Genomic DNA, 22566 nt, shown 5'->3' with positions numbered 1-22566 from the left:
GCGACCAGGATTGGATGGACGAATATGGGTGGGCCTGTGATGCGTGGTCATGTCGTGGTGTTCGGGGAACTGCTCCTGCGCCTGACCGCCCCCGGTCATGAACTGCTGCTGCAAACGCCCGGATTGACCGCCCAGTTCGGCGGGGCGGAGGCCAATGTGGCCGTGGGCCTGGCGACCCAGGGCCACGACGTGCGGATGATCAGCACCCTGCCCGACAACGCCATCGGCCGCGCCTGCGCCGGCGAACTGCGCCGCCACAATGTCGGCACCGGCGGCATCCAGTTCACCGACGGCCGCATGGGCCTGTATTTCCTGGCGACCGGCGCCGTGACCCGCCCCTCGGAAATCATCTACGACCGTGCCCGCTCCGCCTTCGCGGAGGCCGATCCGGCCGCCTACGACTGGCAGTCCCTGCTGGCCGGTGCGGAGTGGCTGCACGTCTGCGGCATCACCCCGGCCGTCAGCCCGCAGGCCGAGACGGCGGCCCGGGCCGCCTTGCAGGCCGCCCGTTCCCTGGGCCTCAAGATTTCTTTCGACTGCAACTATCGGCAAAAGCTGTGGACGGCGCGCGGCGGCAACGCCCCCGCCATCCTGCGCGGCTTCATCGAACAGTGCGACCTGCTGTTCGCCAATGAGCGCGACGCGGCACTGCTGCTGGGCCTGGACACCGACAAGCTGGCGGAGGACGGGCGTTTCCCGGCGGCGGCCCAAGCGCTGTTCGATGCCAGCCCACGATTGCAGACCATCGCCACCACCGTGCGCACCCATCATGGTGTCGGGACCCAGGATATCTACGGCCTGGTGGCCACGCGCCACAGCCTGCACCAGAGCCGCACCCACAGCCTGGCCGGCATCGTCGACCGCATCGGCAGCGGCGACGCCTATGCCGCGGGACTGCTGCACGGCCTGATCCAGGGCTGGGATCCCGACCGGGCGCTGGCCTTCGCCGTGGCCGCCGCCGCCCTGAAGCACTCCATCCCCGGCGACGCCCTCACCCTGCCCGAAGCCGACATCCTGGCGGCCCAGGACGCGGAAGGCCTGGATGTCCGCCGCTGATCCTTCACAGGAGCCTGTCTCTGAATGAGCGCCTTGTTAGTCCGATGCCACCCTCGATCGCCTGCCGGACACCGTCGCCCGGCCCGCTTATGACCGGGCGGCGTGCGGCATCGGCATCGTGCATTTCGGCCCGGGCGCCTTCCACCGCGCCCACCAGGCGGTGTTCACCGACGACGCCCTGGCGCTGGCGGGCGGCGGCGACTGGGCCATCTGCGCCGTCTCGCTGAAAAGCCCGGGCGTGCGCGACGCCCTGGTGCCGCAGGATGGGCTCTACACCCTGGTCACCCTGGACCGGACCATCGGCCACCGGGTGATCGGCGCCATCCGGGAGGTGCTGTGCGCGCCGGAAGCGGGCGCGCAAGTCCTGGACCGCCTGGCCGCACCGGGCACACGCATCGTCACCATCACGGTGACGGAAAAGGGTTATTGCCTGACAGCGGCAGGCGGCCTGGATACGGCCCATCCCGACATCGTCCACGATCTGGCCCATCCGGACACACCGGTCAGCGTCATCGGCTATATCGTGGCCGGCCTGCGCCAGCGCCGCGCCGCTGGCTTGCCCCCTTACACCATCATCAGCTGCGACAACATGACGGAGAACGGCCGGCGCCTGCGGACCGCCACGGTGCAGTACGCCCAGGCGCTGGATGCGGACCTGGCGGCCTGGATCCGTGACCACGGTGCCTTCCCCAGCACCATGGTGGACAGCATCACCCCCGCCACCGACGACGCCTTGCGCCAACGGGTGCTGGATGCCACCGGCCTGGCCGACGCCTGGCCCATCCAGCGCGAGGCCTTCACCCAATGGGTGATCGAGGACAAGTTCTGTGATGGCCGCCCGGCCTGGGACCAGGCGGGCGTCATCCTGACGCATGACGTCGCCGCCTTCGGCTTGGCCAAGCTGCGCCTGCTGAACGGCCCGCACTCCGCCCTGGCCTATCTGGGCTCGCTGGCCGGGGTGGAGACGGTGGCCGATGCCATGGCGACCCCGGCGCTGGCGGGTTTCGTGGAACGGCTGATGCTGCGGGACGTGCTGCCCACGGTGACGCCGCCGGCAGGGTACGACCTGGCCCGTTACGCCGGCCAGATCCTGGAACGCTTCCGCAACCCCGCCATCCGCCACCTGCTGTCGCAGATCGCTTGGGACGGGTCGCAGAAGCTGCCCTACCGCCTGTTTGGCGTCATAGCCGACAGCCTGGCCGAGGGGCGCGACATCACGCGCCCCTGCCTGGTGGTGGCCGCCTGGATGCACTTCGTTCGCCACCGCGCCGCCGACGGCACCGGATTGACGGATCCGCTGGCGGCCCGGCTGCTGGACATCGGCGGCCTGGCGGATGGCGGCGCGCGCGACGTGGAGCGTTTCCTGGCGCTGGACGCCGTGTTCGCCGGTCCGCTGGGCCATGACGCACGGTTCCGCACCGCCCTGGCCGACGCCTACGCCCGCCTGGGCGATGGCAGTGCGGCCGCCGTCCTGGCGGCCCTGGCCAGCGCCTGAACATTCCAACCGCCTAAGCGCCCTTCTCGACCGAAAGTTTTGCGGAACCGACAAGTTGGCTTGTAAATGACACCGGTTTCCTTTAGACACGATGGACAAGAAATGACGAGATCCCAGGGAGGGTCCACCATGCTCTGGCGTGCCGTGCCTGCCGCTGCGGCAGCCATCGTTCCACTTTCGAAACTACAACCATGGCGCGATGTAAGCGCTGCGCACCGGGGCCGGGCATGACCGCCGCCTACGTGCCCGCCGCCGCCGCGGCCGCCTTCGTCGCCGCCCGCCAGACGGCCCACGCGCTGCCGGGATATCCCGGTCCGACGCCCATCGACCTGGCCCAGGGATATGCCGCCCAGGAACTGGCCATCGCCCTGTGGCCCGACCGCATCGCCGGCTGGAAAATCGGCCGCATCCCGCTGGATTGGGAGGAAACGCTGGGCGAACCGCGCCTGGCCGGCCCCATCTTCGCCCGCGCCGTGTGGCAGGCGCAGGGCGCCGCCGTCACCCCCTTCCCCGTCTTCCAGGGCGGCTTCGCCGCCATCGAGGCCGAATACGTCTTTCGCCTGGGCACCGACGCGCCGGCGGGCAAGACCACATGGACGGAAGCGGAGGCGGCGGAGCTGGTGGCCACCCTGCACATCGGGATCGAGCCGGCGGGCAGCCCGCTGGCCACCATCAACGATCTGGGCCCGCCCATCGTCGTGTCGGACTTCGGCAACAATGCCGGCCTGATCCTGGGGCCCGAGATCGCTGATTGGCGCGGTAGATCCTGGGACAGCATGCGCTGTGAGACGGTGATCGAGGGCAAGGTCGTGGGCCGGGGCGGTGCCGCCGCCATCCCCGGCGGCCCCTTGTCGGCCCTGCGTTTCCTGCTGACCCACCTGGCCGGACGCGGGCGGCCGTTGAAGGCCGGTGACCTGATTTCCACCGGCGCCACCACCGGCATCCACGATATCGTGGCCGGGCAGTCGGGCCATGTCGATTTCGGTCCCGATGGCATCCTGCATTGCCGGGCCGAACCGGCGGCAAGCGGACCACCCAAGGCGTAACGGCGCCGATGGGATAAAAAACAAACCGGGAGGAAATGGGATTGATCAAGCGCCGACAGTTGCTAGGGGGGCTGGGTGCTGCTTGTGCCGCCAGCTTGGTGACCGGACGGGTCGCCCGGGCCGGCGCACCGCCGCCCGGCACCTTCACCGCATCCGACGTGCATGTGGAAAACTATCCCACCGTCCAGGCCATCCGCTGGATCGGGGAACAGTTGGAGAAGGAGACCGGCGGCCGGCTGTCCATGCGGGTCTACCATTCCGGCCAGATCGGGCGGGAGAATGACACCATCGACCTGACGCGCTATGGCGCGCTGGACTTCACCCGCGTCAACTTCGCGGCCCTGACCAACATCTTCCCCGCCTCCGGCGTCCTGACCCTGCCCTATGTCTTCGACGACACCGCGCACATGCGCCGATCGCTGGACGGCACCGTGGGACGCGACCTGCTGGCACGCTTGAGCCAGCGCGGCCTGGTGGCGGCCTGTTTCTACGACAGCGGCGTGCGCTGCATCTATAACGGCCGCCGGCCGGTGCATGAGCCCGGCGATTTGCGTGGCATGAAGATCCGCGTGCCCCTGTCCGACATCTTCATGTCCATGGCCCAGGCCATGGGCGCCAATCCCACGCCCCTGTCCTATGGCGAGGTGTTCACAGCCCTGCAGACCCATCTGATTGATGGGGCGGAGAACAACTGGCCCAGCCTGGATTCCACCCGCCAGTTCGAGGTGGCGCATCACTGGGCGGAGACGGAACATTCCATGTCGCCGGAGATGCTGTTCATCTCCGACCGCAGCCTGCGGGCGCTGAAACCCGACGACCGCCACCTGGTGCTGGAATTGGCCACCCGGTCCGTCGCTGTCATGCGCGCCTTATGGGACAAGGACGAGGCCGACGCCAAGGCCCATTGCATCGCCAACGGCGTGCAGATCACCCAGGTGGACAAGGACGCTTTCCGCCAAGCGACTGAGCCGGTGCTGAAAACCTACCTGGCGAACGCCGACATCAATCAGTTCTATCGCCGCATCCGGCAGGAGGCTTGAGGCCCATGCACGCGTCCCACGCCCTGACGGCGCCCACCGGCCTGGTCGGCACCATCCTGACCAGCCTGTCCCACGCCGCCACCCTGCTGGCCGCCATCGGCATGATCGGGATGAGCCTGGCGGAAGGCTGGCAGGTCTTCGCCCGCTATGTGCTCAACGACAGTCCCGGCTGGACGGAGCCCCTGACCCTGCTGTTCATGTCGCTGACGGCCATGATGGGGGCCGCCGTGGCCGTGCGCCGGGAAATGCATTTCCGCTTCATCGCCCTGGCCCAGGTGGCGCCGCCGCGCGTGCAGGGCTGGCTGGCCGCCTTCGCCCGCCTGGTGGTGCTGGCCATCGGGGCGGCGCTGGCCATCTGGGGCTGGGACCTGATGGTGGACAACTGGTCCATCGCCATGCCGGGCACGGAATTGCCGGAGGGGCTGAACTATCTGCCCATGTCGCTGGGCGGCGCGTTGATCGCCCTGTTCGCCACCGAACGGCTGGTGGTGGCCCTGCCCGCCGCCGCCCACGCGGAGGATTGATCCCATGGACACCGCCATCCTGTTCGGCGTCTTCGCCCTGCTGCTGCTGCTGGGCGTGCCGGTGGGCTTCTCCCTCGCCGCGGCCGCCATCGCCGCCATCGCGTCCATGGGCCTGCCGCCCATGGTGCTGGTGCAGCAGATGACCTCGGGCATCAGTTCCACCGCCATGATCGCCATCCCCCTGTTCATCTTCGCCGGTGAACTGATGATGCGCGGCGGCATTTCCGAACGACTGATCGGCCTGGCCTCCGCCCTGGTGGGCCATCTGCGCGGGGGGCTGGGCCAGGTGAACGTGCTGGCGTCGGCCTTCTTCGGCGGGGTGTCGGGATCCGCCATCGCGGACGCATCGGCCATCGGCGGCACCATGATCCCGCAAATGGTGGCGCGCGGGTTCGACCGCGACTACGCCGTCAACGTCACCATCACCTCCGCCCTGGTGGCGCTGCTGGTGCCGCCCTCGCACAACATGATCCTCTATTCCGCGGCGGGCGGCGGCGGCATTTCCATCGCCGACCTGTTCGCCGCCGGCATCCTGCCCGCCGTGGTGATGGCGCTGGCCCTGATGGTCACCGCCTACCTCATCGCCCGCAAACGCGGCTACGCGGTGGAGCCCTTCCCCGGCTTCAGGACCGTGGGCCGGCGCCTGATCTCCGCCAGCCCCGGCCTGTTGCTGGTGGTGCTGGTGTTCGGCGGCGTGCGCGCCGGCATCTTCACGGCGGTGGAAAGCGCCTCCATCGCCGTGGTCTACGCCGTGTTCGTCACCGTCGCGGTCTATCGCCGCCTGACCTGGACGGACTTCAAAGAGGCATGCGCCGGCTCCGCCCACACCACCGGCATCATCCTGTTCATGATCGGTGCCGCCAGCGCCTTCGGCTGGCTGATGTCCTATCTTCAGGTGCCGGCGGCGGCGGTGGCGGCGCTGAAGGCCCTGGCCGACGACAAGGTCACCGTGCTGCTGATCATGAACGTGATCCTGCTGGCGCTCAGCACCTTCATGGACATGGGACCGAAGATCATCATCTGCACCCCCATCTTCCTGCCGGTGGCCAAGGCCTTCGGCATCGACCCGGTGCAGTTCGGCGTCATCATGATGCTGAACGGCGGCATCGGCCTGATCACGCCGCCCATCGGCTCCGTCCTGTTCGTGGGCAGCGCCATCGGCAAGGTCAGCGTGGGTCGGTTGATGCGCTCCATCTGGCCGTTTTACTTGGCGGCCGGCGTGGTGCTGATGCTCGTTTCATACATCCCTTTCCTGTCGCTTTGGCTGCCGCATGTTATGAAATAACCTTACTAACGTTATGAAATAACAGAACAAAACATCAAGCCTGCGACAAAAGGACATATTTGACTCAAGCATATGATTGGGCGCATACCGCCCGCCGTGATTGTTCACCTGCATCGTTTCCCTTCCGCAAAACCGTAACGGAACTTTGCGAAGAGAAAGATGTTAAGGAATTGATGCTGCGGCGGGCGGGTTGTTCTAATGAAAATGCTTCTCATCACGGCGTCTGTGCTGGCGCTGTTCTATCATGGCGCCCTGGCCGCCGACACCGACGCGACCCCGGCCGATGCCGAGCCGGAAACCTGGAGCCTGCACGGCCAGTTCACGCTGGTGGAGCAATACCATCCCAGCTTCACCTCCCCCTATCGCGGGACCAACAGCCTGGATCCGGGCGCGCGCGGCAATGAGACGACGGACGCCACCCTTTACGCCGGCGTGCGCCTGCTGCCGGGGCTGGAGTTCTATGCCAATCCGGAGATCGACCAGGGCTTCGGCCTCAGCAACACCCTGGGCGTGGCGGGCTTCCCCAGTGCGGAGGCCTACAAGGTCGGTGAGGCCGAACCCTATATCCGCCTGGACCGTGCCTTCTTCCGCCAGACCTTCAACCTGGGCGGCGAAACGCAGCCGCTGGAGGCCGGCGCCAACCAGTTGGGCGGCAGCCGCACGGCCGACAACATCGTGCTGACGGCCGGCAAGTTCTCCGTCACCGACATCTTCGACGCCAACACCTACGCCCATGATCCACGCAAGGATTTCCTGAACTGGACCGTGGTGGACAGCGGCGCCTTCGACTACGCCGCCGACGCCTGGGGCTACAGCTACGGGGCGGCGGCGGAATGGACGCAAAGCTGGTGGACCCTGCGCGCCGGCCTGTTCGACCTGTCGCGCGTGCCCAACAACAAGGCGCTGCAACGCGACTTCGGCCAGTACGAGGTGGTGGTGGAGGCGGAGGAGCGGCACCAGTGGGCGGGCCGCGACGGCAAGGTCAAACTGCTGGTGTTCCAGAACCACGCCAACATGGGCAGCTATGGCGACGCCGTGCGCCTGGCGTCCTTGACCGGCACCACGCCCGACACCGCCACCGTCCGCCGCTACACCACCCGTGCCGGCTTCGCCCTGAACGCCGAACAGCAGGTGGGCGATGACTGGGGCGTGTTCCTGCGCGCCAGCGCCAACGACGGCAGCAAGGAGGCGTACGAGTTCACCGACGTGAACAAGTCCCTCTCCGTGGGGGCTTCGCTCACCGGTGCCCGCTGGGGCCGCGACAAGGACACGGTGGGCCTGGCCGGCGTGGTCAACGCCCTGGACGCCGACGCCCGCGCCTATTTCGCCGCCGGCGGCCTGGGCATCCTGGTGGGCGACGGGCGCCTGAGCTACAGCACCGAACGCATCCTGGAAACCTACTACAGCGCCGCCTTGTGGACCGGGATCAACCTGACGGTGGATTACCAGCTGGTCGCCAACCCCGGCTACAACCGCGACCGGGGCCCCGCCAACGTGCTGGGCCTCCGGTTCCATGCGGAGATTTAGGGACGGATTCCACTTTCCGGCGACATGCTCCCGAAAACGGATACGGAAACGCATCCGGTTACCCTAATCTGCTGCATATCTCGGGCGGTGGGGGCGACATGTCGATCAAAGATTCGGGTGATCTTGACGCCATTGAGCGTCTGAAATTGTCCGATCAGGCGCAGGCCTTGGCCCAACGCCTGGATATGGAAGCCGCACGCCTCAAATGGGGAACGGACCTGGCGGGGCGAATTGCATCGACGATCAAAAGTGACGGGGCCATATCCGAACCAAAGGCCGAGGGATCGCCAAAACCACCGCCAGAGCAAACGATTCCAACCAGCAGCTCATTCGAAAACATGGTGGATGCCAGAAAATCACTGCAGGCGCATCGCGAGTTCCTGGACGATAAGATGAGACGGGAGTTGGGACAGGGGAAACCCGCCCCCAAAGATAAAATCGAATAACGACACCCAGCGCCGGACGCATCTTGCCCCTGCTCAGCCGGCTCCAGGCCGGAACGCCAAGTCCAACAGTTGTTCGCTGAGCTCCCATAGCCGGTCGGCCGCCGCCGGATCCACGGCATAGGGCAGCACGCCGCCCATGACGGCACCGGGGCGGCGGGTGGTGGGTGTGCCCAGGGCGGCCTCCTCCCCCGGTGCCAGCAGTCGGGCGATGTCGCAATTCTCGCAATAGACGCCGCCCCGCCCTTCCAGTTGCGGGCTGGTGGCGCACCACACCGTGGTGGCCGCCCCTTGGGCCACGGTCTTCAGGTTCCGCGCCGGGTCCAGAATGGGCTTGCCCTCAGCGTCCAGCACACCGAAGGCCCGCAATTCCTCCTGCGTCATGTAACGCTGCAGGTCAGTGCCCACGATGCTACCGGGATGGACCGAGAAGGCATGCACACCGTATGCGCCACCCCGCGCCTCCAGCCCCAAAGCGAACAGGACGTTAGCCGTCTTGGACTGACCATAGGCCTGCCAGCGGTCATACTCGCGACGCTCGAAATTGGGATCGTCGAACACCACAGGCGAAAAGCGATGGCCCAGCGAGGACAGGCTGACCACCCGGGCGCCGCCCGCCTGGCGTAGTGCCGGCCACAGCCGTGCCGTCAGTTGGAAGTGCCCCAGATGGTTGGTGGCGAACTGCGCCTCGAACCCACGCGCATCATGGGTCAGCGGACAGGCCATGATGCCGGCGTTGTTCACCAACAGATGCAGTGGCCGGCCGCTGCCGAGGAAGCCCGCCGCGAAGGCGTCGATGGACACGGGGTCGATCAGATCCATCACCGCGATCTCCGCCCCCGCCTGGCCGGCCAGCGCCGCCTGGGCCTTGGGCACATCGCGGGCGGGAACGATAACGGTGGCGCCGGCGGACCGCAGCGCGCGGGTGGTCTCCAGCCCGATGCCGGCATAGCCGCCGGTGACGATGGCCACCTTGCCCGTCAGGTCAATGCCCCGGATCACGTCCTGGGCGGTGGTGGCGGCGCTGAAGCCGGAAGGAATGGGCTGCTGCTGGACAGGCATGGGGCTTACCTTTGATAGCGGGTTGGAAGGCCCTAAAGGTAAGCATACGAATGCGAACGATGAATGCGTGAACGTTCATCATACTTGCGCCAACGTTCAGGACAGGAGGGCGGTGCGGTCGCACGCCCTCCCCGCCCTTCATGGTCAGGCGAGCCCCAGGCGCTTCAGGTCCTCCAGGCGCCATTCCTGGCCGCCCCGGTTCTTCACGGCCGGCAGCGCCTCGAACCGATCCCGCCACGCCTGCAGGTGCCCCTGATCCGCCGCGATGCCGATGCCCACCGGCGCGCCGAACAACAGGCCGGCGTACAGCGTGATGTCCGCCATGGAATGACGGTCGCCGGCCAGGAAGGGCCGATCCTTCAGCACGCCGTCGAAATAGGCCAGCCCGCGCAGGGCCCGGTCGCGGTTGCGCTGCCCCCACTCCGCCCGGCCGGCCCACTCAGGGCTCTTGAACGGCAGGTTCGCGGTGCCCAGACCGGGGGTAGCGTGGTGGAAGAAGATGCCGATGGGGTCCAGCACCTCCGCCTCCGCCCGGCGCTGCATCATGTGGATCAGCGCCTTTTCACGCGGCGTACGGCCGGTCAGGCGGGGATCGCCGTCCAGGTTGTCCAGATACTCGGTGATGGCGGTGCACTCCCCGATGTGGGTGCCGTCCTCCAGTTCCAGTACCGGGATGGTGCCGCCGGGGTTCATGGCCAGGAAAGCGTCGCTGCGGTGTTCAGCGGCGATGATGTCCACGCTTTCGAACGTCACGCTGTCTTCCAGGCCCTTCTCCGCCAGCACGATGCGGATGCGCGCCGGGTTGGGCAGGCCGGTGCGGTCGTAGATCTTCAACATGGGGGAACTCCGTGGTGGGAAGCCGGTTAACTATCTATCGATAGATAGTCTGTGGCCGCGTTTAAACCGCTTCCCTTGAGCACTGTCAATGCCTATCTATCGATAGGTATGAAATCACTTTCCATCAGGCCCACCGATGACCTCCCCCGACACCAAGCAGCAGATCCTGGACACCGCCCGCGCCATGGTGCAGGCCAGCGGCTATAATGCCTTGAGTTTCAGGGAGATCGGGAAGGCCATCGGCATCAAGAGCGCCAGCATCCACTACCATTTCCCCACCAAGGGGAACCTGGCGGCGGCATTGGCGCGGCGCTACACCGACGATGCGGCGGGGTATTTCGCGGAACTGCTGGCCTCGCCGCCTGATGCCGCCGCTTGGTCACGCGGCTACATCGCCGCCTTCCGCCAGGCGCTGATGGACGACAACCGCATGTGCCTCTACGGCGTCATGGCCGCCGAATACGGCGACCTGCCCCCCGAGGTGCGGGTGGAGGTTGATCGCTTCGCGGTGGTGAACGTGGAATGGCTGACCAAGCTGCTGGCCCTGCACCTGCCGAAGGCAGAAATCGATGCCTTGCGCGCCCAGGCCCAGGCGGTGTTCGCCGCCATCGAAGGCGCGCAACTGATGGCGCGCGGCAAGGGCGACGTCACGGTGTTCGACGCCACCATCGCGACATATCGGGCGCTGGGGATCATGCCGTAATGAAAGGCCTCAAGCGGCCGTCAACTCATCACCTTTTTGAGCGGGCCTATCCTTGCCCGCCTTTTGTAGAACATCCAGCATGTCTTCCCGCCGGGCATCGGTGGTCCGCATGCGGAAGAATTCCTCCGTCGCGGCTTGTGCGGCGACCCGCCCGGCCAACGCCGCAGTGATGTACTGATTCAGCGAGACGCCGGAGCGTTCAGCCTGCGCGGCGGCGGCGGCCTTCAGATCATCCGGTAAACGAAGGGACAAAGTTGTCATGGCTGAAGCCTCCGAAGCAATTTTCCCGGTGTGACCACCATCATGCCGAAGCGCTCCGCCGGCAGGAGATCCCTGACATTGTGCGTCACGATCGCGTTGGCGCCACCGTTCATGGCCGCCTCAAATACATGGTCATCATTTGGATCACGGGCAACGGGCCGCCAGGAGATGTCGATAACGACGGGACTACAGATCAATGCGAACGCCGCGAGGAAGCGACGAACGTCACCGTGATCAAGACCGGATCGTTGCAAGAAACGGGGTCTATTGAGAACGTCTTCATATTCCAGGAACAGCGCGGTTGAGGCCAGCGGCACCAACTCGCCATCATAAACCTTAAGCAATACCTGACGCGACGCGCCCACAGCGCTATCCAACCCGGCCACAAGAACCGATGTATCGAGCACCACTTTCATCGAAATATCGCACATTCATTGAGGGCGGCATCGTAAGGGGCTGTGGCCTCACGCGTCAACAAACGATACCGCTGGCGGTATCACCGCCCCAGCCATCCCCCATCCACCGCCAGCACCGTGCCGTGCACATAGTCGGCGGCGGCTGAGGCCAGGAAGACCGCGGCCCCGCCCAGATCCTGCGGCCGGCCCCAGCGGCCGGCGGGGATGCGGGCCAGGATGTCGCGGTTGCGGCCCTCGTCATTGCGCAGGGCTTCGGTGTTGTTGGTGGCGAAATAGCCGGGTGCGATGGCGTTGACGTTGATGCCCCTGGCCGCCCACTCGTTGGCCAGCAGCTTGGTCAAGCCGGCGATGCCGCTTTTGCTGGCGGTGTAGGACGCCACGCGGATGCCGCCCTGGAAGGACAGCATGGAGGCGATGTTGATGATCTTGCCGCCGCTTTCCTGTTCCACCATCCGCCGGGCCGCGGCCTGGGCCAGGAAGAAGGGCGTCTTCAGGTTGACGTTCATCACCAGGTCCCAGTCGGCCTCGCTGAATTCCAGCGCGTCGGCGCGGCGGATGGTGCCGGCGTTGTTGACCAGGATGTCCAGGCGGCCGAAGGCGGCCACGGTTTCATCCACCACATGCTGCACCGGGCCCAGGCTGTCGAGGTCGGCATGGACGAAGTGGAAGCGGGCGCCCGCTTCTTTCGCCGCCGCCTCCGTCTCCGTCGGCGCGCTGCGCCCCGCCGCCACGATGTCGGCGCCGGCCTGGGCCAGGGCCACGGCCAGTCCCTGCCCCAGGCCGGTGTTGGCGCCGGTGACCAGGGCCACCTTGCCCGTCAGGTCGAACGGGTTGCTCATGGGCGTTCCCCTCAGCGCAGCTGGCAGATGTCCAGGACCTTCATGTCGGTGTAGTCGAGGTTTTCCCCGCCCATGGCCCAGATGAAGGAATAGTTGGCGGTGCCGGATCCCATGTGGATGGACCAGGGTGGTGACACCACCGCCTCATCATTCGCCACCACGATGTGGCGGGCCAATTCAGGCTCGCCCATGAAGTGGAAGACGCGCTGGTCGTCCTTGATGTCGAAGTAGAAATAGACCTCGGACCGACGGTCGTGCAGGTGCGGCGGCATGGTGTTCCACACGCTGCCCGGCTTCAGCATCGTCAGGCCCAGCAGCAACTGCGCCGACTGGCAGATTTGCGGAATGATATACTGGTAGATGGTGCGCTCGTTACTGGTCTCCAGCGATCCGCGTTCCAGCGGCACCGCCTGGTCGATGGAGATTTTCACCGTCTTGAAGCGGGTGTGGGCCGGCGTGCTGGCCAGGTAGAACTTGGCCGGATTGGCGGCGTCGGCACTGGCGAACACCACCTTTTCCGTGCCCATGGGCACGTACAGGCCGTCGCGCGGCGCCAGGTCGTAGACCGTGCCGTCCACCGTCACCGTGCCGGCGCCGCCGACATTGACCACGCCCAGTTCGCGCCGCTCCAGAAAGGGTTTGCCGGCGGCGGACACCGGCTCCGTCTGGGCCGGCAGGTCCAGGGCGGCCGCCACCGGGGCGGCACCGCCGATGACGAAACGCTCATTGTGGGAATAGTTCAGGCTGACCTCACCGGCCGTGAACAGGCCGGTGATGAGGTAGCGGTCGCGCAGCTGCTGGTTGCGCGCGCCATCCATCATATCGGGATGGGTCGCCTGGTAGACCTTCTTGAACATGCGATTTCTCCCTGATTTTTCGTCTATTTTCGGAGGGTTTTTTCAGCGTTTCCCGATCACAATTTATAGGCCCGCTTGGGCAGCCGATAGGCTAGGTCCACCGCCACCTCGCGCGCGTCGTCCTCATCCAGGCGATGCTCCGCCACCAGGCGGGCGAGGAAGGCGCAGTCCACCCGTCGGGCCACGTCGTGGCGGGCGGGGATGGACAGGAAGGCGCGGGTGTCGTCGTTGAAGCCGACGGTGTTGTAGAACCCCGCGGTTTCCGTCGTCTGCTCCCGAAAGCGCATCATGCCTTCCGGGCTGTCGTGGAACCACCAGGCGGGGCCCAGCTTCAGCACCGGGTAATGGCCGGCCAGCGGCGCCAACTCACGAGCGTAGACCGTCTCATCCAGGGTGAACAGGATGATGGACAGGCGGGGGTCGTTGCCGTAGCGGTCCAGCAAGGGCTTCAACGCGTTGACATATTCGGTGCGCAGCGGAATGTCCGCCCCCTTGTCGCGGCCGTAACGCTCAAAGATCCGGCGGTTGTGGTTGCGGAAGGAGCCGGGGTGGATCTGCATGACCAGCCCGTCCTCCAGGCTCATGCCCGCCATCTCGGTCAGCATCTGGGCGCGGAACAGCTCGGCATCGGCGGCCGTGAAGGCGCCCTTGAGGATGCGGCTGAACAGGGCCTCGGCCTCCACCTTCGTCAGGTCGGCGGTGGCGGCGGTGACGTGGCCGTGATCGCTGCTGGTCGCCCCCACCGCCTTGAAATCGGCGCGGCGCTTCCGGTGCGCGGCCAGATAGCCGACCCAGCCATAGACATCCTCACCCGTGATGGCGCCGAACTGCTCCAGCGCTGAGCGGAAGTTCTCATGCTCCGGATCGATCACCGCGTCGGGGCGGTAGGCGGTGACCACCCGGCCCTTCCAGCCGCTGTCGCGGATGGCCTCATGGTGGGCCAGCGTGTCAACCGGACTTTCCGTGGTGGCGATGACCTCGATATTGAAGCGTTCGAACAGCGCGCGCGGCCGGAAGTCATCCGTCGCCAGCTTGGCGGTGATGGTGTCGAAGTAGAGATCGGCCGTCCCGGCATCCAGCGTCACGTCCAGGCCGAACAATTGGGTGAAGACGTGGTTCAGCCAGGTGGAAGACGGCGTGCCCCGGAACAGGTGGAAATTGCCGGCCAGCAGGCGCCAGGCCTCGCGCGGATCCACATCCGGCGCCGGTTGGCCCGCCGCCGGAATGCCCAAGGCCTCCAGCGTCACGCCCTGGCTGTAGAGCATGCGGTAGAGATAATGGTCGGGCTGCAGCAGCAACGCGGTGGCGTTGGGAAACGCCTCGTTGCCGGCGAACCACGACGGGTCGGTGTGGCCATGCGGGCTGATGATGGGCAGGCCCTTCACCTCGCCATACAGCCCGCGCGCGATGGCGCGCACGGCCGGGTCGGCGGGAAACAGGCGGTCGTCGTGCAGGGTCAGAGTCTTGGCCATCGGCCCTTCCTTGTCATCCGTCGGCCGGCCCCTTGCGGCCAGCCCCCTCCCGCCCCTTTGGTACTTGGTGATGGTAACCGGTGTCAATCTCGCTCTGAGATTTTTCCCCGCCGAAAAGTCCCGTCGAGAGATTCAGCCGCGCGGCGGGACGGAGGATTCGCGCACCACCATGCGGCTGACGACGCCGGTGGCGGTGTGGCCATCCTCCTCATCGCTGGAGATGCGGATGATCAGCTTTTCCGCCGCCAGCCGGCCCAGATCCTTGGCGGGCAGGCGCACGGTGGTCAGCGACGGCCACAGGCGGGTGGCGATGGGGCTGTCGTCGAAGCCCACGATGGTCAGGTCGCGGGGAATGCTGATGCCCAGGCGCTGGGCGGTCTTGTAGACGCCGGCCGCCATCTCGTCATTGCTGGCGAAGATGGCGGTGGGGCGCGGCTCCCGCGTCAGCAGGCGGGTGGCGCAGACTTCCCCGGATTCGAAGGTATAGGCGCCCTCCTCCACCATCTCGGGGCGCAGGGTGATGCCGTGCCGTGCCAGGGTGCCGACGAAGCTTTCCTGCCGTTCGTGGGCGGAGCGGTGGCGCATGGGGCCGGCGATGAAACCGATGTCGCGGTGGCCCAGGCCGGCCAGATGTTCCGCCACCTCCGCCGCCCCCTGGCGATCATTGTAGACCACCATGTTGGCGGCCTCATCCAGCGATACCGCCGACAGGCGGACATAGCGACAGCCCAGGTCCCGCAACACCGCCACCAGCGCCGGGTTCTCCGACGCCGGCGGCACGACGATGACGCCATCCAAATTCTGGCGCTGCACGAACTGCTTGGCATCATTCAGGAAATTGGGACTTTTCTGGTCGCAGGGATGGACCAGCAGCTCAAACCCCGCCAGGCGACAGGCGGCCAGCACGCCCTCCTGGATGTTCACGATGAACTGGGCGTTGGGGTTGTCATAGACCAGACCCAGCAGGAAGGAGCGCTGGAAGGCCAGGCCGCGCGCCTGCGGGCTGGGCACATAACCGATCTGGTCGATGATGGCGTTGATGGCGCTACGCGTCTCTTCATTCACGAAGGGCGACTGGTTGATGACGCGCGACACCGTCTTCTTCGACACGTGCGCCAGGCGCGCCACGTCGTTGATGGTGGGGGCGCGGTCCAACGTCCAGGTCACGGGCTCGGCCGACAAGGTCTCGATGGCGGCCGCGCGGCCCCGCCGGGGGCGCCCCTTGCGCTGGGTGTCCTGGGTCATGAATGCCTTCTTCGCGGTCTTCTTGGGGTTCCCTATTCCAAGCGATATCATTGCCGGACGCCGGGCGCCCCATCAAAAGAGATTTGCGGATGCCCTCGCGGGCGGCACCACCCACCCGAACAGCGCCGACGCCGATGCGCGCGTCCGAAGGCCATCATAATCCCGCGACGCAGAATACCGGGCCGCCCAACACAATAAGTGAAAAACAAAAACCTTTATCAATCGATGGGTTGTATCTTATTTTTCGACGCCCGTTCGGAAACATACAGTCATTAACCACATTTGGATGTGGATTTATATTTTTAATGATCCCACGATCACAGTTAATGATGGGGGAAAATTAATTACCGATTCGCTTCGACAAATTCAAATAACTTAACCTCGCGTTAAATGATCGATCCGATATTTCTTCTGTCGCCCGGATGCTGCCCATCCGATCCAGGGGGAGGCGACAATGCTGCCTGAAAGGGGGATTGGCGTTCCCTGCGCGGATATTCCTTGGAATTGCCCCCCACGGAACCCACGCCGGCGCCTGTCATTTTTCCGATCAAGCCACGCTGATTCACGAAGTCCCCCACTGCCGGTGCTACATCTGGAGGGTCCGGAATGCGTTTCCGCTCGATACAAACCAAAATCGTCCTCTTGTCCGCCCTGTGCGTCCTGGGTGCCACCGGCGCCCTGGTCGGCTACGGCATCGTTGCCGCCGGCAACACCAAGGACTATGTGGGCGATCAAGTGAGCGGCCTTTCCGACCGCAAGACCCAGGAGGCCTTGCAGACGCTGGCCTCCACCCAGGCCGGCGTCATCAAATCCACGCTCGACGGCGCCTTCGACAGCGCCCGCGACATGGCCCGGTCGTTCGAGGTGCTGGCCAACAACCAGGATAAGGGCGCGACGGCGCCGGCCCTGCGGCGCGCGCAGTTCACCGCCATCCTGCTGAACGTCCTCAAGGACAACCCGCGCTTCAACGGCACCTACAGCGCGTGGGAGCCCGACGCCCTGGACGGGCAGGACAGCGCCTTCCGGGACCGCCACGACGCGGGATCCGACGCCACCGGCCGCTTCCTGCCCTATTGGACGCGCGACGCGGCCGGCCACATCGCCATCCAGCCCCTGGTCGAATACGACAGCCACGCCCTGCACCCCAACGGTGTGATGAAGGGCGGCTGGTACATCGGCCCCCAGGGCGGTGGCGGCGAGAGCATCCTCGATCCCCTGCCCTACATCGTCCAGGGCAAGAGCGTGTACCTGGCCACCATGTCGGTGCCGATCACCATCGACGGCAAGTTCCGGGGGGTCGCCGGCGCCGACTTCGACCTGTCCTTCGTCCAGAAGCTGGCGGAACAGGTAAAGGCCAAGGTCTATGGCGGCAAGGCGTCGGTCACCATCATCAGCCACAAGGGGCTGATCGTCGCCTCCAGCGAACATCCCGACGCCATCGGCCAGTCCTATGAGAAATTCGACAAGAGCTGGCAGCAGGATCTGGCCCTGATCCAGGCCGGCCGCGAACAGGTCACGGCCGACGCCGGCACCGATTCCATCAAGGCGTTCGCGCCCATCGCCCTGGGCCGGACCAAAACCCCCTGGTCGGTGCTGATCGACGTGCCGCAGGCCGTCGCGATGGCCGAGGCCAAGGCCCTGGATGCAGCACTGGACAAGCGCGGCGGCCGTGACACCCTGCTGCAGATCGGCGTGGCCCTGGTCATCGCCGCAGGCGGTGTCGCCGCCATGTGGCTGGTCGGCCGGGGCATCGCCGGCCCCATCCGGGCCAGCGCGCGCTTCGCGGAGGATGTGGCGGCCGGCAAGGTCGACCACGCCCTGAAGGTCGACCAAGTGGACGAGACCGGCACCCTGGCGGCGGCGTTGAACAAGATGGCCGCCGACCTGAAACAGGCGGAGCAGGAACGCCTGAACCTGCAAAAGAAGGCCGAGGCCGAACGGCGGGCCACCCTGGCGCAGATCGCCGACGAACTGGAGGCCAACGTCCGTGCCGTGGTGGAAAGCCTGAGTGCCGCCGCCGGCCAGATGGGCAATGCCGCGAGCGGCATGACCGCGACCGCCGACCAGACCAGCACCCAGTCGATGGCGGTCGCCGCCGGATCGGAAGAGGCCAGCGCCAACGTCCAGACGGTGGCGGCGGCAACCGAGCAGCTGTCCGCCTCGATCCGCGAGATCGCGGTGCAGGTCACCAAATCGACCAGCATCGCCACCGACGCCGTGCGCACGGCCGATCAGGCCAACGCCCAGATCCTGGGCCTGACGGCGGCGGCCGAAAAGATCGGCGACGTGGTGGAACTGATCTCCTCCATCGCCGGGCAGACCAACATGCTGGCGCTCAACGCCACCATCGAGGCGGCGCGGGCCGGCGACGCCGGCAAGGGCTTCGCCGTGGTGGCCAGCGAGGTGAAGAACCTGGCGTCCCAGACGGCCAAGGCGACGGAAGAGATCGCCAGCCAGATCAACGGCATGCAGCGCGTGGCCCGGGAATCGGCGGCCAGCATCAAGGGCGTGGGCGAAGTCATCGGCCACATGCAGACGATCACCACGGGCATCGCCTCGGCGGTGGAGGAACAGAACGCCGCCACCGGTGAGATCGCCCGCAACGTCCAGCAGGCCGCCAGCGGCACGCAGAACGTGACCCGGAACATCCAGGGCGTCACCCAGGCCGCGTCCGAGACGCGCGAAACCGCGACGGAAGTCCTGGAGGTTTCCGGCACCATCAGCACGGAAACCAAGCGGCTGGGCAGTGCCGTGGACAGCTTCCTCGCCAAGGTCAGGACCGCCTGACCGGATGCGGCGCCGGTCACATCCGGCCGGCGCCGCCCCCTTCCATCCCCGCACAAGGTCATTCGGTCGCACCCCGCGATCCTCCCGGATTTGGCATCTTGCCTGAATAGGAAACCGGTGTCATTTATGGGCACCGACAGAACGGCCTGGCGTCAACGCACGTCGGGTCGGATCATCGCCATAACAAAATCCATGGGAGGATAACCTTGATCAGAAACATTCTGACCGCCGGCGCCATGACCGCGCTGATCGCGCTGGGCAGCGGCGGTGCCCTGGCGGCGGAGAAGACCGACGCCCTGGCCTTCCCCGGCGCCCAGGGCTGGGCGGCGCACACGCCCGGCGGGCGCGGCGGCAAGATCATCAAGGTCACCAACCTGAACGGCGACGGCCCCGGTTCCTTCCGCGAGGCCATTGAGACCAAGGGCCCGCGCATCATCGTGTTCGAGGTCGGCGGCGTCATCGACCTGGACCAGAAGACCGTCAAGCTGATGGAACCCTTCGTCACCATCGCCGGGCAGACCGCGCCCTCGCCCGGCATCACCCTGATCCGCGCCGGCATGGACATCGGCGCCCACGACGTGGTGATACAGCACCTCCGCATCCGGGTGGGCGATGCCGGCGCGCCCAAGAAAAGCGGCTGGGAGGAGGACGCGGTCAGCACCATCGGCGGCGCCTACAACGTCATCGTCGATCATTGCAGCCTGACCTGGGCCACGGACGAGAACCTGTCCGCCTCCGGCCCGCGCTTCGTCGGCAACACGCCGGAGGAATGGCGGGAGCACACCTCCCACCGCATCACCTATTCCAACAACATCATCGCCGAGGGCCTGGCCCGCGCCACCCATATGAAGATCGAGCATTCCAAGGGCTCGCTCATCCACGACAACATCACCGACATCCTGATCGTCGGCAACCTGTACGCCCACAATGTGGAGCGCAGCCCCCTGTTCAAGGGCGGCGTGCACGGCGTCATCGTCAACAACCTGATCTACGATCCCGGCCAGCGGGCGGTGCACTACAATTTGCAGGCCGAGGAATGGGGCGACCATCCCTATCAGGTCGGCCAGATGGCCGCCGTGGGCAACGTGCTGCGCGCCGGCCCGTCCACGCCGACGCCGCTGGCCTTCCTGGAGATCGGCGGCTATGGCGACCTGGAATATTACGGCCGGGACAACGTGGCCGTGGACCGGGCGGGTGAACCGCTACCCATGATGGGCCGCTACACCACCTCGGCCGCCAAGGTGATCGAGACGGAAAAGCCCCCGACCTGGCCGCAGGGACTGGAGCCCATCCCGTCGACGGAAGTACAGAAGCGGGTGCTGCACGATGCCGGCGCCCGCCCCTGGGACCGCGACTATGACGACACCCGCCTGCTGGCCGACGTGGCCGAGGGCCGGGGTGAGATCATCAACAGCCAGGACGACATCCACGGCTATCCGGTGGAGAAGCCCGCTGCCCGCCCCTTCAACCCGGCGGACTGGAACCTGGACGACATGACGCCGCGCACCGTCACCGCCCTGGACGCCAAGGCCAAGGCACGCGGTACCTGATCCCTACGGTAAGGAAAGTGCAGCGGCACGAGATTCCAACTCGTGCCGCTGTAGGACGCGACGGCGTCCGCCGGAAGTTTCCGGGGAACGCAGTGGACTGGAAACTGAGGAAGCCAAGCCGGCGGATGCCGGCGCCCGCCACTTGAGGGCACATTAAAAAAAAGGCGGCGCCCAATCGGACGCCGCCCTTCCTCATTCAGCGATTAAGCCTGGATCAGCGCTTGGGCTGTTCCGCCGGCTTGGCGTCGGCGGGCTTCGGCGCCTCGGCCGGGGTCGGCGGAGCACCCAGCGACTGCAACGCGGGGGCCAGGCCGCCCAACTGCACCGGCACGTCCATGGCGGTCTTGTCCGCCTTGGCGTAACGCACCATCAGCACCTTGCCGTTCAGGAACTGCTGCAGCACGTCCTTGTCCAGGTTGGCGGAGGCGACGCAGCCGCCGGCCTGGCACAGGGTCAGCGGCAGGGCGATGGGCTTGGCGCCATCCAGCGTCAGTTGCAGGCCCGGCTGCACCGGCGTCCCCAGCGGCACGGTCAGCACCAGCACCGGCTTGCCGTCGGCGGACATGTAGCCCAGTTGCACATGCAGGACCAGGACGTTGCCCGGGTTGGCGATGGCGAACTGTTCGACGTAGCAGACATCCTTGCCGGCGTGCGTCCTTGGCGCAGGCCTTGGCCCACGGCGGGCCCGACGGCTTGCCGGCATCAGCGGCGGCCGGCGCCGACGGCTTCAGGGCCGCCGCGTGCTGGCGCTGGTACAGCATGATGCCGCCCGCCACCAGGGCCGCCAGCAGCACCAGCAATCCAATAACGATCAACGGGGCGCGCGAGCTGCGGGTCGAGGTCGCGGGGTCTTCTTTATTGGTCATGATGAATACTTTATCAGTTTATGGCGCAGGGCACGGCCGCTCGGAAGACCCGGGACACCGCAAGGCCGGTAAAGGCGCGGGATTGTGGAAGACATTCCGCCCCCAGGTCAACCAATAGCTCCGCCCTTACACTGGCAGGGATGGCCCACCCGTCGCGGACCCAAATCATTTCCCACATTTCCCTAAAGCGTGCATCGCAAACACACAAGAAGGCCGTCAGAATTCGTCAGTATCAGGTGCCCGCCGCCGTCATCTTGAAGATGCCCTGGGCGTTGCCGCTGTCGAATCGCAGGTCCAGGCGCCGCCCGGCTTCCGTATCGATGGGATCGCGCGAGATGAACTCATAGAAGGAACCGGGCACGACACGCGTGACGAAACCACCATCGGCATCGCGGAAGGGGCGTTCCACCTGGGCGGCACGCACGGCGGTCTGCCGAACGGTGCCGTTGCTTGAGATCTCCACCTTGGGCTTCATGTCATAACCCCGGCCCTTCAGGTCCTCCGCCAGCGCCGCCACGTCCGGCACGCGGTCCGTGGCATGGTTGAAGCGGTTGCCCTCGGTGGCGATCCAGGCCAGTTCAGCCGACTCCGCCAGCAGCGCCTCATACTGCGCCACCGTCGGGACGGCGTGGTGGCGGTCGAACAAAGGCACCAGATCCGCCACCAGGGTGGTCGCCTGCCCCAGGGACAGGGTGCCGCCGCCGGCCAGCCAGTCCAGCAGGGCGGCCGCGGCCGGCGTCAACGGATCCGCCACCACCTGGAACACCGCCGCCGCCGTCCGCCGGACGGTGTCGGCGAAACGATCCAGGTGGATTTCGCTGACGAAGAACTGGGCGATGTCCTCGGGGTAGTCCCGGTGGGTGTAGGCGTAACCCGTCATGCGCAGGCGTTCCAGGGGATAGGTTCCACCGACATGATAGCCCAGCGGTTCCAGCACCCGGGCGAAGGCGGCCGCCCCCGCCGGCACGGGGCCCAGGCCGGCGGCCTGGACCGTGCGCAGGGCGCCGTGGTCGAAGACGATGCGCCCGCCCTGCTCCCGCACATAACGGGCACCCTCCGGCACCTCCGCCAGCAGATTGCGGAACAGCAGCAGATTGAGCCCCTGCGCCACGGCGGCGCGGGGAACCGCGTCACCGTGGTTGGCCAGGAAGTCGGGATGCAGGGCCAGCATTTCCATCAGCCGGCCGGCCTCGCCATCACCGATCAGGGCGGCGGCGATCTTCTGTACCGTGGGCGTCTTCATGGGGAAGCGGTC

21 protein-coding genes are annotated in these 22566 nt (G+C 66.5%); 11 read left to right on the top strand and 10 right to left on the bottom strand.

The window, feature by feature from the left end; translation table 11 throughout:
• Positions 1–39 precede the first annotated feature (39 nt).
• From PW843_14615 to PW843_14580, 8 genes are all read left to right on the top strand, one after another.
• A complete protein-coding gene (locus tag PW843_14615; protein ID MDE1147832.1) occupies positions 40–1056 on the top strand; it encodes a sugar kinase in 1017 nt (338 codons plus the stop codon).
• A gap of 118 nt (positions 1057–1174) precedes the next feature.
• Positions 1175–2551 (top strand): mannitol dehydrogenase family protein, encoded by a 1377-nt coding sequence (locus PW843_14610; protein MDE1147831.1) that lies wholly within the window; start codon positions 1175–1177, stop codon positions 2549–2551.
• 227 nt (positions 2552–2778) lie between these two features.
• Positions 2779–3597, top strand: a complete 819-nt coding sequence (locus PW843_14605; GenBank protein MDE1147830.1) for a 2-keto-4-pentenoate hydratase — start codon at positions 2779–2781, stop codon at positions 3595–3597.
• Positions 3598–3638: 41 nt separating this feature from the next.
• Positions 3639–4637: a TRAP transporter substrate-binding protein gene (locus PW843_14600; GenBank protein ID MDE1147829.1), complete on the top strand. Its 999-nt coding sequence runs from the start codon at positions 3639–3641 to the stop codon at positions 4635–4637.
• A 5-nt stretch (positions 4638–4642) separates the two neighbouring features.
• Positions 4643–5161, top strand: coding sequence for a TRAP transporter small permease (locus PW843_14595; GenBank protein MDE1147828.1), 519 nt, complete (start codon positions 4643–4645; stop codon positions 5159–5161).
• Positions 5162–5165: 4 nt separating this feature from the next.
• Positions 5166–6446: a TRAP transporter large permease gene (locus PW843_14590; protein MDE1147827.1), complete on the top strand. Its 1281-nt coding sequence runs from the start codon at positions 5166–5168 to the stop codon at positions 6444–6446.
• 198 nt (positions 6447–6644) lie between these two features.
• Complete coding sequence (locus PW843_14585; protein ID MDE1147826.1) at positions 6645–7973, top strand: carbohydrate porin; 1329 nt, start codon at positions 6645–6647, stop codon at positions 7971–7973.
• A 98-nt stretch (positions 7974–8071) separates the two neighbouring features.
• Entirely contained in the window at positions 8072–8419 is a 348-nt protein-coding gene (locus tag PW843_14580) for a hypothetical protein (protein MDE1147825.1), read from the top strand.
• A gap of 33 nt (positions 8420–8452) precedes the next feature.
• Here the strand turns inward: PW843_14580 and PW843_14575 are convergent, their stop codons facing one another.
• Positions 8453–9478, bottom strand: coding sequence for an oxidoreductase (locus PW843_14575; GenBank protein ID MDE1147824.1), 1026 nt, complete (start codon positions 9476–9478; stop codon positions 8453–8455).
• Between the two features lie 144 nt (positions 9479–9622).
• Complete coding sequence (locus PW843_14570; protein MDE1147823.1) at positions 9623–10315, bottom strand: glutathione S-transferase; 693 nt, start codon at positions 10313–10315, stop codon at positions 9623–9625.
• Positions 10316–10451: 136 nt separating this feature from the next.
• Between PW843_14570 and PW843_14565 the strand changes: the two genes are divergently transcribed.
• The gene (locus tag PW843_14565; protein MDE1147822.1) at positions 10452–11018 is read left to right on the top strand and encodes a TetR/AcrR family transcriptional regulator; all 567 of its coding nucleotides are present in this window, start codon (positions 10452–10454) and stop codon (positions 11016–11018) included.
• A 9-nt stretch (positions 11019–11027) separates the two neighbouring features.
• Here the strand turns inward: PW843_14565 and PW843_14560 are convergent, their stop codons facing one another.
• From PW843_14560 to PW843_14535, 6 genes are all read right to left on the bottom strand, one after another.
• Positions 11028–11279, bottom strand: a complete 252-nt coding sequence (locus PW843_14560; GenBank protein MDE1147821.1) for a toxin-antitoxin system HicB family antitoxin — start codon at positions 11277–11279, stop codon at positions 11028–11030.
• A complete protein-coding gene (locus PW843_14555) occupies positions 11276–11695 on the bottom strand; it encodes a putative toxin-antitoxin system toxin component, PIN family (GenBank protein MDE1147820.1) in 420 nt (139 codons plus the stop codon). The genes PW843_14560 and PW843_14555 overlap by 4 nt, the downstream gene beginning before the upstream one ends.
• Positions 11696–11775: 80 nt before the next feature.
• Complete coding sequence (kduD, locus tag PW843_14550; GenBank protein ID MDE1147819.1) at positions 11776–12534, bottom strand: 2-dehydro-3-deoxy-D-gluconate 5-dehydrogenase KduD; 759 nt, start codon at positions 12532–12534, stop codon at positions 11776–11778.
• A gap of 11 nt (positions 12535–12545) precedes the next feature.
• Positions 12546–13391, bottom strand: coding sequence for a 5-dehydro-4-deoxy-D-glucuronate isomerase (gene kduI, locus PW843_14545; GenBank protein ID MDE1147818.1), 846 nt, complete (start codon positions 13389–13391; stop codon positions 12546–12548).
• A gap of 56 nt (positions 13392–13447) precedes the next feature.
• Complete coding sequence (uxaC, locus tag PW843_14540) at positions 13448–14863, bottom strand: glucuronate isomerase (GenBank protein MDE1147817.1); 1416 nt, start codon at positions 14861–14863, stop codon at positions 13448–13450.
• Between the two features lie 132 nt (positions 14864–14995).
• Positions 14996–16108: a LacI family DNA-binding transcriptional regulator gene (locus PW843_14535; protein MDE1147816.1), complete on the bottom strand. Its 1113-nt coding sequence runs from the start codon at positions 16106–16108 to the stop codon at positions 14996–14998.
• Between the two features lie 606 nt (positions 16109–16714).
• On the opposite strand from PW843_14535, the gene PW843_14530 reads away from it, so the two are divergent.
• Positions 16715–18895 carry a methyl-accepting chemotaxis protein gene (locus tag PW843_14530; protein ID MDE1147815.1) on the top strand — a complete coding sequence of 727 codons (2181 nt, stop codon included), beginning with the start codon at positions 16715–16717 and terminating at the stop codon, positions 18893–18895.
• A 206-nt stretch (positions 18896–19101) separates the two neighbouring features.
• Positions 19102–20445 carry a hypothetical protein gene (locus PW843_14525; protein MDE1147814.1) on the top strand — a complete coding sequence of 448 codons (1344 nt, stop codon included), beginning with the start codon at positions 19102–19104 and terminating at the stop codon, positions 20443–20445.
• 214 nt (positions 20446–20659) lie between these two features.
• On the opposite strand, the gene PW843_14520 is transcribed toward PW843_14525, so the two are convergent.
• Positions 20660–21148, bottom strand: coding sequence for an invasion associated locus B family protein (locus PW843_14520; GenBank protein ID MDE1147813.1), 489 nt, complete (start codon positions 21146–21148; stop codon positions 20660–20662).
• A 395-nt stretch (positions 21149–21543) separates the two neighbouring features.
• Positions 21544–22554 carry a DUF1338 family protein gene (locus PW843_14515; GenBank protein ID MDE1147812.1) on the bottom strand — a complete coding sequence of 337 codons (1011 nt, stop codon included), beginning with the start codon at positions 22552–22554 and terminating at the stop codon, positions 21544–21546.
• Positions 22555–22566: the final 12 nt, after the last annotated feature.

The organism is Azospirillaceae bacterium (assembly GCA_028283825.1).
Lineage (GTDB): Bacteria > Pseudomonadota > Alphaproteobacteria > Azospirillales > Azospirillaceae > Nitrospirillum.
This window is presented reverse-complemented; position numbering and strand designations above follow the sequence as displayed.